This is a genomic window from Enterovirga sp. (assembly GCF_035325185.1).
Taxonomy (GTDB): Bacteria; Pseudomonadota; Alphaproteobacteria; order Rhizobiales; family Beijerinckiaceae; genus Enterovirga.
In genome coordinates this window covers 1-11864 of sequence record NZ_DAOLAJ010000102.1, presented here as the reverse complement: position 1 = coordinate 11864, position 11864 = coordinate 1, and the positions used below count along the sequence as shown (strand labels likewise).

Here is an 11864-nt window from a genome sequence, read left to right as displayed (position 1 = left end):
GCCCTGAGGCGGCGGGATTGGAGGAAGGCGTAGGCGATCATCGTCATCAAGGCGTAGCAGTCGGTCCAGCTGCTCGGCTTTCGCTGAGGTATCGCGCGCCCTGAGCTGCGGCGCCTCCAACGCCGCCAGAATGCCGGCATAGAAATTGACCAAGCCGGAGCCTTCACGCGTCTGGACTAGCACGATGCGGCGAGAGCCTCGCTCGGCGTCCGCTCGGCGGCGATCCATGACCGTAAAGCGTTCGGCGATCATGCTCTTGCCGTTGGCGTAGGGTCCTATCAGCATCACGCCGCGCGTGCGCAGAGTTGGCGGGCGATCGAGGCACACCAGCAGCGTGTCGATTCCGTCCCGCGCAGCTTGCGTCCCGATCCAACGCGGCGCCTGCAGATACGCGATGCGCTCGGCAGCGGGCTTCTGCAGCCAGGGTCGCAAGCTCTCGGTCAGGTGCTCGACCCTGCCTCACCAATCTTCGATGGGGAGCGGGTTGCGCGCGCGCACGGGGTGATCGGGAGAAGACATCGACGACGATGCCTGCGCCTGATGCGGTTTGGGGGCTGCCTGCGCCAAGACGCAGGCCGGCCTCGCGCCAGCCTGAACAGCCAGAACGGCAGGAGGATCGAGCACACGGAATACGCCCGCAAGGGCGGACCGGATCGTTCCCGTGGGGACGATGGACGAGGTGATCTCGTTGAGAGTTCCGAGCCTGCGGGTGAAAACCGGCAAGGTCGTGAAACAGATTGAGACGCCTCGTCCTCCTGACCCCATCATGCGGCGGCCCAGTGTCGACCGCGAAGAGAAACGTGTGACCCACGGGGACGAAAACAGCCGGAGAAACACGAACGAGCAGCTTGACCGCAACAACCCCAATCAGAGAAGACTCTCAGTACTTCAGCCGGGCGTGCCAGGATTGCTCCGCCGCCGCCCGCGCCGCGCCGAGGGTCTCGATCCCCCTCTGGCGCAGCAGCGGGATGAGCTTCAGGAAGACTTCCGCCGTCACCAGCGCGTCGCCGAGCGCATAGTGACGCCCGCTCACCGAGACGCCGAGCCGTCCGGCAATGGCCTCCAGCGCATGCTGGTCGGCATTGGGATGGACGATGCCGGCGAGCAGCAGCGTATCGAGCACCGGCTGGTCGAACGCCACCCGGCATTCGGCTTCCTTCAGCTTCAGGAAGCGCATGTCGAAGGCGACGTTGTGGCCCACCAGCACGGTTTCGGCGGCGAAGGCGTGGAAGGCCGGCAGCACCGCGCCGATGCGCGGGCGCCCGCGCACCATGTCCGGGGTGATGTGATGGACGGCGATCCCCGCCTCGGGGATCGAGCGGCCGGGATCCACCAGCGCGTCGAAGCACTCGCCGCGCAGCACCCGGCCGTTGACGATGCGGGTGGCGCCGAACTGGATGATCTCGTCGCCGCCCGAGGGGTCGAGGCCGGTGGTCTCGGTGTCGAATACCGTATAGGCAAGGGCCTCCAGCGGCTGGTCGTCCAGCGCCCGGCTGCCGGCGGCGGCGGCGAACAGGTCGAAATCGTAATAGGCCGGGCGCGCATCGTCCGAGGCGAGGGCGGAGGCCGGCGGCTCCTGCGTCTCCGCCGGCGGCAGCAGGAAGCGGAAGGCGCCGCCCGTCCCGCCGGGATCGCGCTCGAACCAGACCGCGCCGTCATGGCGCTCGGCGACGTCGCGCACGGAGAGCGCGGGAGCGCCTTCGGCGCTGCGCATGGAGCCGCTCTGCCACTCGGCCAGCGTCTCGGCTGCCGGCAGCGGGCCGGAAAAGCCGAGGTCGAGATGCGCTCCCGCCCCGGCGCGCTCCGCCCGCAAGGTGAGGCCGCGCGGGCTTTCGGCGAGATTGCGGGCGAGAAACGCCACCGCCTCGATGAGGGCGAAGCTGTCGACGCTGAGCCAGAGGTCGGGGGCGGCCTCCTCGGCGAGGGGGGTGAGGCCGGTCTCCTCGGCGATGCGATGGGCGATGGCGGCGAGGAGGTCGGCGGCCTGCATGTCCTGCAGCGGCCAGCGGGTCTTGAGGTCGCGGGCGGCGTCGGCGGCGAGGTCGGCGAGGCGGCGGCCGAGGCCGGTGACCTCCTCGCGCACCACCGCCTGGAACTGCTCGCGCTCCTCGGGGGCGAGGTCGGGATAGTCCAGCATGTCGAGGGCGGCCTGCATGCTGGCCAGCGCCGCCCGGCTGGCCTCGGTGAGCGAGGTGAGGGTGGCGTCCCGCCGGGTCTCGGATTCGTAGGCGTCGGTGATGTCGTCGAGCAGCAGCACGAAGCCGCCCGGCGTCTCCGCCTCCGCCGCGGCGCGGCCCACCGGCGCCAGCAGCACCCGCAAAAGGTGCCGCGACGGGGTGGTGGTGACGAAGCGGGCCGAGACGCCCTCGCTCTCGCCGCGCGCCACGCGGCGGGCGATGATCTCGCGGGCATGGGCGATGAGGGCGCGATCCACCACCCCGTGGATGGAGCGGCCGAGCCCGATCAGTTCCGCCCCGGAGGCGCCGCTGGCGGTGCCGGTGAGCCGGCGCACCAGCGCTAGCGCCCGGGCGTTGTAGAGCAGGATGCGGCCCTCGTGGTTGCAGACCACCACGCTCTGCTGGAGCTGCGCCATCAGGGTGCCGAGCTGGTCGCGCTGCTGGGCGACGTCGCGGCTGGCCTCGGCGACGAGGCGCTCCATGTCCTTGCTGAGGGTGCGGCGCTGGGCGGCGAGGGCGTTCAGCGCCGCCGCCGTTATCCGCACCGGGGCCGGGCCCTGCGTCGCCACCTCCGGCGCGGCGGGATCGCCGGCCAGCGCCTGCGCCGCCTCGGCGAGGCGGGCAGGGGCGACGAGATAGCCGGCGACGAGCCGCCGCATGCCGAGCGCCGCGAGGGCGGCGGCGGCGAGCCACCAGGCGAACAGGATCACCCCGTGGTGGTCGAATGCCGGGGCCAGGGCGGCGACGATGCCCGCCCGCCCCTCCGCATCCAGCGGCGCGAGGAACAGGGCGGCGGCGACCAGCGCCCACAGGCCGATGCCGATGCCCGGCGCCAGCAGCGCCGCCGCGGTGACGAGGGTGCGGCGGGTATGCGGCTTCATGCGGGAAGGCCGGCGGACGACGGATCGGCCGACGGCGGGGCGGCGAGCATGTCGCGCACCTGCTGCACCAGCTCGCGGGTATCGAACGGCTTGGTGATGTAGGCGTCGGCCCCGGCGCCGACGCCGCGCGCCATGTCGGCGGCGCGGCCCTTGGCGGTGAGCATCAGGATGCGGATGTCGCGCAGGGCCGCATCGGCCCGCACCGCGGCGCAGACGTCGAAGCCGCTCATGCCCGGCATGGTGGCATCGAGCAGCACCAGCCGCGGCCGCTCGCGCCGGATCGCCTCCAGCGCCGCCACGCCGTCGCGGGCGACGAACACCTCGTAGCCCTCGCGCTTCATCATGAACTGGAGCGAGACGACGATGTTGGGCTCGTCGTCGGCAACCAGCACCCTTGGCGGGCGTGCATCCTTGGTCATGGCGTGTCCTCCGTCTCCGGCGGCAGGGGCAGTCGGAAGGCGAAGGTCGCCCCGCTGCCCGGTTCTGACTCCAGCCAGAGTTCTCCGCCGTGATGATCCACGATCTCGCGGCTGATCGGAAGGCCGAGGCCGGTTCCGCCGGGATGGGCGAGGGTGTCGCCGGCCTGATGGAACTTCTCGAAGATGCCGTCCTGATCGGCGAGGGGCACGCCGGGGCCGTTGTCGGCGACCGAGACCAGAACGCTCGCCGGCTCCACGCGCACCGTGAGGCGGGCGAGGCCGGTCTCGGCCGGCACGAACTTGGCGGCGTTGGAGAGAAGGTTCAGCACCACCTGCGTCAGCCGGTCGGGATCGCCGCGCACCTGCGGCACGGTATCGGGAATGTCGAGCTCGAGGCGGGCGCCGCGGGTGCGGAACAGTTCGCCCGCCGAGCGGGCGGCATCGCGCACCAGCCTGGCCAGATCGACGTCGGTGATGACCCACTGGGCATGGCCGGATTCGATCTTGGCGAGGTCGAGCACCTGGTTCACCAGCCGGCCGAGGCGCTCGCTCTCGGCGATGATGATGGCGAGGAACTCCGCCTGCTGCTCTTCGTCCATGTCGGGGGTGTCGCGCATCAGCTCGGCCACCGCGCGGATGGCGGTGAGCGGGGTGCGCAACTCGTGGGTGACCGACGACATGAAGTCGTCCTTGAGCTGGTCGAGGGTCATCAGCTTGGCGTTGGCGGCGCGCAGCTCGGCGCCGGCTTCCTCCAGCGCCCGGGATTTCTCCTCCAGCGCCCGGGCATAGACGCGCAGCTGCGAGGCCTCCTCCAGGATCTGCGCCACCTCGGCGATGCCGAGCGGCGCCTCGTCGGCGACCGAGGCCACCAGCACCCGCGCCGAGGCGCTGCCGACGACGCCGGCAAGCCGCCGCTCCACCAGGTCGACGAGGCGGGCATCGGCCTCGGGGCCGGTGAGCGCGGCCCGCGCCTCGTCCAGCGAGCGGGCCGCCTCCGGGCCGAGGAAACGGGTGGCGAGCGCCATCAGGTCGTCGTGCCGGGCCCGGCCGCGCCAGAAGACCGGCGCCGCGGTGCCGTCCGAGCGGCCGCGGGTGAAGACGTCGACGAACAGCAGCGCCTGGCTCGCCTCCCGGCCGGAAGGGGTGCGCCACAGCGACAGGCCGACATAGAGGCCCAGATTGACCAGCAGGCTCCAGAACAGCGCATGCGAGAGCGGATCGAGGCCGGTGAGGCCGAGCAATCCCTCCGGGGCGAGCAGGGCGAGGCCGGCCGGGCCGTCGGTGAGGATGGTGGCGTCGATCCAGCCGGACTTCGCCACCGAGGGCAGCATCAGCGTGTAGGCCCAGACGAGGAAGCCGCCGATGAGCCCGCCCAGCGCCCCGGTGCGGGTGCCGCCGCGCCAGTAGAGGCCGATGAGCAGCGCCGGGGCGAACTGCGCCACCGCGGCGAACGAGATGAGGCCGATGGAGACCAGCGCATAGGCCTCTCCCGCCACGCGGAAATAGAGATAGCCGAGCAGCAGGATGGCGAGGATGGCGGTGCGGCGGATGTTGAGGATGAGCCCGGCAAGGTCGCCCTTGGCCCCGGCGCCGAAGCGCGGATGGCGCAGCAGGGCCGGCATCACCAGGTCGTTGCAGACCATGGTGGAGACGGCGATGGTCTCGACGATCAGCATGCCGGTGGCGGCCGAGAGCCCGCCGACATAGGCGAACACCGCCAGCGCCGGCATGTCGGCGGCGAGCGGCAAGGTGAGGACGAACGCCTCGGCATTGGCGCTGCGGCCGAACAGCACCAGTCCGCCCAGCGCCAGCGGCAGCACGAAGACGTTGATGGCCAGCAGATAGGCCGGAAACACCCAGGTGGCCCGCTTGAGGTGGCGCTCGTCCTTGCATTCCACCACCATCACCTGGAACTGGCGCGGCAGCAGCAGCACCGACAGGCCGGACAAAGCGGTGAGGGTGAACCATTCCGGCCCGCGGAACGAGCCCTCGGGGCCGAGCCGCATCAGCTCGCCGATGCCGGGCAGGGCCTGGGCCCGGTCCCAGATGTCGGCGAGGCCGTCGAACAGGCCGTAGGTGACGAACAGCCCCACCGCGAGGAAGGCGCAGAGCTTGACCACCGATTCGAAGGCGATGGCGGCCACCATCCCCTCGTGCTTCTCGGCGCTGTCGAGATGGCGGGTGCCGAACAGGATGGTGAAGGCGGCGAGCGCCAGGGCTACCGCCAGCGTCCCGTCCTGCCATACCGGCACCGCGCTCACCGGCCGGGCGGCGCCGCTGGTGAGCACGTCGTAGCCCACCGACACCGCCTTCAGCTGCAAGGCGATGTAGGGCAGGAGGCCGATGACGGTGATCAGCGTCACCACCGCCGCCACCGCCGGGCTCTTGCCGTAGCGCGAGGCGATGAAGTCGGCGATGGAGGTGATGCGGTAGAGGGCGGCGATGCGGATCATCTTGCGCACCACCAGCCACGCCACCAGCATGGCCAGCATCGGCCCGAGATAGATCGGCAGGAACCACACGCCCCCCGCCGCCGCCCGGCCGACGCTGCCGAAATAGGTCCAGGCGGTGCAGTAGACCGCCAGCGACAAGGCGTAGACCCAGGCATTGCCGATCAGGGAGCGCCCCGCCGCCGCCCGCCGGTCGGCGATGGCGGCGATGGCGAACAGCACCAAGAGGTAGAGGAGGGAGACGGCGATGACCGTGGTGCCGGAGATCATGGCGCCGCCTCAGCCCTCGCTGGCGAGCGCGATGGCGACCACCAGCAGCGCCCACACCGCGAACAGCCCCACCGGCAGCAGCGGCAGGCCGAAAACAGTGCCGCCATTGTCCCAGATCCTGAGCAGCGGCGCGTTGAACAGCACCACCCCGGCGCCGAACAAGGCGACGAGCGTGCCCGGCCGCGGCTTGCCGCCGGTGGGGGGCGGGGTCTGGGCGCCGCCGGTCACAGGGCGTCGAACCGGTAGTGGCGGGACAGCCAGGCCTTGAACTCGCGCACGATGGCGAGCGAATCCTTCAGCGCCTGCCGTTCCAGCGTGCCGAGGTCGGCGAGGCGCACGGTATTGCCCGGGGGCCGGCCGGCGGCGATCTGGCGCAGGTTGCTGCGCAGCTTCAGCCCCATGAGGAAGCGCAGCGCCTCGACGAGGTCGCGGTCGAGGGCGTCGTCGAGGGCCTCGGCCTCGCGCAGCGCCTTCAGCCGGTCGACGGTGCCGCGGGCGGTGATGCGGTGCTCCAGCGCCAGCGCCCGCACCCCGTGGACGATGGGGAAGATGCCGAGCTTCTTGATGTCGATCTCCGCCGCCTCGCGTCCGCGCAGGCCCGGCAGGCGCGACCACCAGCCGCCCTCCTCGCGGAACTGGTCCACCGCCCGGGCGAAGCGGGCGAGATAGGGCGCGTCGGCGGCAACCAATCGCTCCAGATAGGCCTCCGCCTCGGCCAGCAGGCCGGCATCGCCGGCCACCGCCACCGCATCGAGGAAGATGGCGAGGTTCATCGGCCCGTCGTCGCGGCCGCCGGGCGGGAGGCCGCCGTCGGGGCCGTGCACCCACTGGCGCAGCGTCTGCCTGAAGGCGGCCAGCGGCTGGCGCCACAGCGGCCGGCTCAGCATGATGCCGCCGGGGCAGGGCGGATAGCCGAAGTCGATCAGCGCCGCGGTGAAGGCCTCGGTGATGGCCTCCAGATCCGGGCAGGCGTAGGCGTCGGCGATGATGAGGGCGTTGTCCTGGTCGGTCTTGATGATCTGCTCGCCGCGGCCCTCGCTGCCCATGACGATCAGGCAGGAATGGGCCCGCAGGTCCTCCGGCGCCAGCATCTCCCACAGCCGGCGGAAGACCTGCCGGTTGAGCTCGCCGACGAGGCCGGCGATCACCTCCACCCGTACCCCGTCGGCATTGAGCACCGCCACCATGCCGTCGATCTGCCGGGCGGCGGCCTTCAGCGCGGCGACGTCGCCGGCATTGGCGATCTCCAGGGCGATGATGTGCGAGTGGTTGGCGACGAAGGCCATCAGATCAAGCTGGCCGAGCACGCCGACGATCGCCGTGCCGTCGCGCACCACCACCCGGTGGACCCGGTGGCGCAGCATCAGGATCAAGGCGTCGTAGAGCTCGTCGTCGAGGCTGACCGACCACGGGTCGAAGGTCGCCACCTCGCGCACCGCGAGGCGGGTCGGCGGCTCGGGCCGCAGCAGCGCGTCGCGCAGGTCGGTGGTGGTGAAGACGCCGATGCGCCCGTTCTCCTCGACCAGCGCCTCGGAGAGGCCGCGCTCGGACAGCGCCCGGCACAGGGTGACGAGGTCGGTGCCGGCATCGGCGAAGAACGGCTTGCGGACATAGACGTCGCGCACCCGCGAGGACAGGAGCGAGACGAATTCCCGGCGCTCGCGGGCGGCGGCGGGATGTGGCGTCGCGGTATCCAAGGGCATCGGCCTCCCGGACTCTGGAGCATTTTCCTCACCCGGGCCGGGTCCGGCTTCGGGTGAGGAAAATGCGGCCAGACAAGAGCTTCGGTCATGTCATCGCTGCGATGAAACGACCTGGAGCGGGTCGCCGGAAACTCCGGAATATCCCGGATCGGCGCACGCAATGTCGGCACACTAGAGCATGATCCCAAGAAGTGGATGCCGGTTTTTGGAAAAGATCATGCTAAAACAAAAAGATAGAGGGTGATGACGATTCAACGAAGCGTCATCACCCTCTAGAGGACGGACGCTGCGCCAAGGCCAGTCCACCGGCCTCGTCGCGGGGTACCAAACGATTTCGACCCGCCGGCGGCGGGTCGAAGGGGGAGGCGGCACCGCCGCCTCCGAAGGTCGGACCGGACCGCCGGGCCGGAACCCGGCGGCTCTGGTCAGTGGGCGGACGCTTCCGCGGCGCCGATGCCGGTCTCGGAGCGCACTTCCTGCGCCGGGAAGCCGGCACGGTCGAGCTTGGCCCGGGCGCTCCTGTCGGTGATCGAGAAGAACCAGATCCCGAGGAAGGCGAGGGTCATGGAGAACAGGGCCGGCGAGGTGTAGGGGAACGGCGCCGAGCCCGCCGGATTGCCGAGCGTGGCTTCCCACACCGACGGCGACAGGACGGTGAGGATCACCGAGGCCGCAAGGCCCAGGAAGCCGCCGATCACCGCGCCGCGGGTGGTGCAGTCCTTCCACAGCACCGACATGAACAGCACCGGGAAGTTCGCCGACGCCGCCACCGCGAAGGCCAGCGACACCATGAAGGCGATGTTCTGCTTCTCGAAGGCGATGCCGAGCAGCACCGCGATCACGCCGAGGCAGACCGTGGTGATGCGCGAGACCCTGAGCTCCGAGGCGCTGTCGGCCTTGCCGCCCTTGATCACCGTCGAGTAGAGGTCGTGCGACACCGCCGAGGCGCCCGACAGCGTCAGGCCGGCCACCACCGCGAGGATGGTCGCGAACGCCACCGCCGACATGAAGCCGAGGAACACGTTGCCGCCCACCGCATGCGACAGGTGCACCGCCGCCATGTTGACGCCGCCGATGAGGCCACCCTGGGGGGTGAGGAACTCGGGGTTGGTCAGCACGTAGGTGATGGCGCCGAAGCCGATGATGAAGGTCAGCAGGTAGAAGTAGCCGATCCAGCCGGTCGCCCACATCACCGACTTGCGCGCTTCCTTCGCGCTCGGCACGGTGAAGAAGCGCATCAGGATGTGCGGCAGGCCGGCGGTGCCGAACATCAGGGCCATGCCGAAGGAGATGGCCGAGATCGGGTCCTTGATGAAGTTGCCCGGGCCCATGATCGCCTGGCCGGCGGCGGCTGCCGCCTCCGGGGTGACGCCGGGCTTGGCGGCGATGCCGCTCTTGATCCCGACCGCCGCCGCGAACAGCCCCTCGGGGGAGAAGCCGTAGCGCCACATCACCATCGCCGCCATGAAGGAGGCGCCGCCGAGCAGCAGGCAGGCCTTGATGATCTGCACCCAGGTGGTGGCGGTCATGCCGCCGAACAGCACGTAGACCATCATCAGCACGCCGACGATGACCACCGCCATCCAGTATTCGAGGCCGAACAGCAGCTTGATGAGCTGGCCGGCGCCGACCATCTGCGCGATCAGGTAGAAGGCCACCACCACCAGGGTGCCGGAGGCGGCGAAGACGCGCACCGGGGTCTGGTCGAAGCGGAAGGCGGCGACGTCGGCGAAGGTGAACTTGCCGAGGTTGCGCAGCCGCTCGGCCATCAGGAAGGTGAGGATGGGCCAGCCGACGAGGAAGCCGATCGAGTAGATCAGGCCGTCGAAGCCGGAGGTCATCACCGCGGCCGAGATGCCGAGGAAGGAGGCCGCCGACATGTAGTCGCCGGCGATGGCGAGGCCGTTCTGGAAGCCGGTGATGCCACCGCCGGCGGTGTAGAAGTCGGCCGCCGACTTGGTCTTGGCCGCCGCCCACTTGGTGATGAACAGGGTCATCACCACGAAGAGGGCGAACATGACGATCGCGGTCCAGTTGGTGGCCTGCTTCTCGGTCGGGCCGATGGCCTCCGCCGCGAAGGCGAGGGTCGGCAGCAGGGAGAGGGTGGCGGCGGACGCGGCCGCGCCGAGGGTATGACGCACGGCCTTCACTTCAGCACCTCCCGCTTCACCTTCTCGGCAAGGGCGTCGTATTCGCTGTTGGCGCGCTGCACGTAGAGCGCGGTGATCAGGATGGTGAACACGATCACGCCGAAGCCGATCGGGATGCCCCAGGTCATCACGCCGCTACCGATGCGGGCGGCGAGCACGTCCTTCTTGAACGCGATCAGCACGATGAAGCCGTAATAGACGATCAGCATGGCCCAGGTGAGCATCCAGCCGAAGCTGTTGCGCTTGGATTTCAGCGTCTGATAGTCCGGATTGGCCGTAATACGATCGACCAAGGATGTATCCATCCGAGTCCCCCTCCTCAACCCATGGCGTTTCCATGGGCCGCGTTTTGTTGCCCGTTGCTCGTTGGTGCCCCGGTCGAGCGACACGACACCGCGGCCGCAATCTGGACCAGAGCGCGGCCGGGCGCTAGTGCGTACAATCCCGTACTTTATACTAGGTCCCATGAAGGCTGACTCTCGAACGGTTTCGTTGGCCCGGCTCTCGTGATATCAGAGTGGCGGTCAGCTTGGATGGTTCGCCTCGGCCGCTCCCGTTCCGCTCCGTCCCGATTACGATGCCGTCCGTCTGCGGGGCCTCGCCCGTCACTCTCGTGATCCTGATCAGACCCGACGTCTTCTTGTCCCGGCGGCCATCTATGGCGGCGGGTCGCGGTCCGAGGCGGCCGCGATCGGCGGCGTCGGGCTGCAGACGGTGCGCGATTGGGTCCTACGGTTCAACCGGGATGGCGTGGCCGGGTTGTTGAACGGCAAGGCCCCCGGGAACCGCCCACTCCTCGACGGGGCGCAACGCGAGAAGCTGCGCCAAGTGGTCGAGGACGGACCGATCCCGGCGATCCACAGCGTCGTGCGGTGGCGTCTCGTCGATCTGATGGACTGGGTCTTCGAGGAATTCCGGACCTCGATCTCCAAGCAGACCATGAGCCGCGAGTTGCGCGCCATGGGCTTCCGGAAGCTCTCGGCCCGGCCGCGCCACCATGCCAAGAGCGAGGCCGCCGCCGACGCTTTTAATAAAGAGTTCTCGGCCCGTCTGGACGAGATCGCCGCGACCGACGCCGGCGGCAAGCCGATAGAGGCCTGGTTCTGCGACGAGGCTCGGATCGGCCAAAAGAACAAGATCACCCGCCGATGGGCGAGACGTGGGACCCGTCCCTCGGCCCCGAGCGACCAGCGCACTCAGTCGGCCTACATCTTCGGCGCCATCTGCCCAGCCAAAGGCAAGGCTGCGGGTCTCGTCCTTCCCCGCTGCACAACCGAGGCCATGGCTCTGCACCTGGAGGAGATCGCCCACGCCGTGCCGCCCGGCGCACATGCCGTTCTCCTGCTCGACCAGGCCGGCTGGCACCTCTCGCCCAAGCTCAAGCTGCCGGACAACATCACGCTCCTGCCGCTGCCTTCCAAATCCCCGGAGCTTATATGGGGAGATGCAACGGAAAAGCGTTTGCTATGGCAACATTCTGGAGCGCCTCCTCAATATCTTGCGGATCCATAGGATGAGCTCAGTTGCATGACGCGGCTCGTGAACGAACCAGATCCAACTTATATACGGTCAGGAGCGAAGACGCCTGTACCAACATCCCGCGTGCGGCGGATTTGAGCCCAAGAAGACGATACCATTCTCAACCGCGGCTTTTGAGGCCATGTTCCGGGGGCGGTTCGTCAACCAAGGATCCACCAGGACCGGCCAGTCCTGGGAGACGGCATGAATGGATTCCAAATGCGCTCAATCTGCGATGAGCACGGCACCTTCGATGACGACGCCGGCGTTGACGTATTTCCACATCGCTACGAGCA

At 69.4% G+C, this 11864-nt stretch carries 8 protein-coding genes and 1 pseudogene; 1 reads left to right on the top strand and 8 read right to left on the bottom strand.

Translation table 11 applies throughout. The features are described from left to right. From PKD06_RS16055 to PKD06_RS16020, 8 genes are all read right to left on the bottom strand, one after another. The coding region (locus tag PKD06_RS16055; protein WP_324381830.1) for a TniB family NTP-binding protein at window positions 1-432 on the bottom strand (432 nt) is incomplete at its 3' end. 448 nt (window positions 433-880) lie between these two features. Then, entirely contained in the window at window positions 881-3058 is a 2178-nt protein-coding gene (locus tag PKD06_RS16050) for a 3'-5' exonuclease (protein ID WP_324381828.1), read from the bottom strand. Continuing rightward, window positions 3055-3477: a response regulator gene (locus PKD06_RS16045; protein WP_324381826.1), complete on the bottom strand. Its 423-nt coding sequence runs from the start codon at window positions 3475-3477 to the stop codon at window positions 3055-3057. Before PKD06_RS16045 ends, PKD06_RS16050 begins: the two co-directional genes overlap by 4 nt. Next, complete coding sequence (locus PKD06_RS16040) at window positions 3474-6197, bottom strand: sensor histidine kinase (RefSeq protein ID WP_324381824.1); 2724 nt, start codon at window positions 6195-6197, stop codon at window positions 3474-3476. Before PKD06_RS16040 ends, PKD06_RS16045 begins: the two co-directional genes overlap by 4 nt. Window positions 6198-6206: 9 nt before the next feature. Then, window positions 6207-6425: a hypothetical protein gene (locus PKD06_RS16035; RefSeq protein WP_324381822.1), complete on the bottom strand. Its 219-nt coding sequence runs from the start codon at window positions 6423-6425 to the stop codon at window positions 6207-6209. Then, on the bottom strand, window positions 6422-7900 hold the full coding sequence (locus PKD06_RS16030; RefSeq protein WP_324381820.1) for a putative nucleotidyltransferase substrate binding domain-containing protein: 1479 nt from the start codon (window positions 7898-7900) through the stop codon (window positions 6422-6424). Before PKD06_RS16030 ends, PKD06_RS16035 begins: the two co-directional genes overlap by 4 nt. A gap of 425 nt (window positions 7901-8325) precedes the next feature. Next, window positions 8326-10050 carry a cation acetate symporter gene (locus PKD06_RS16025; protein WP_324381818.1) on the bottom strand — a complete coding sequence of 575 codons (1725 nt, stop codon included), beginning with the start codon at window positions 10048-10050 and terminating at the stop codon, window positions 8326-8328. Next, window positions 10047-10355 carry a DUF485 domain-containing protein gene (locus tag PKD06_RS16020; RefSeq protein ID WP_324381816.1) on the bottom strand — a complete coding sequence of 103 codons (309 nt, stop codon included), beginning with the start codon at window positions 10353-10355 and terminating at the stop codon, window positions 10047-10049. Before PKD06_RS16020 ends, PKD06_RS16025 begins: the two co-directional genes overlap by 4 nt. 283 nt (window positions 10356-10638) lie before the next feature. Here PKD06_RS16020 and PKD06_RS16015 point away from each other — a divergent pair. Continuing rightward, window positions 10639-11484, top strand: a pseudogene (locus tag PKD06_RS16015) (IS630 family transposase); the annotation flags it as partial. Window positions 11485-11864 lie beyond the last annotated feature (380 nt).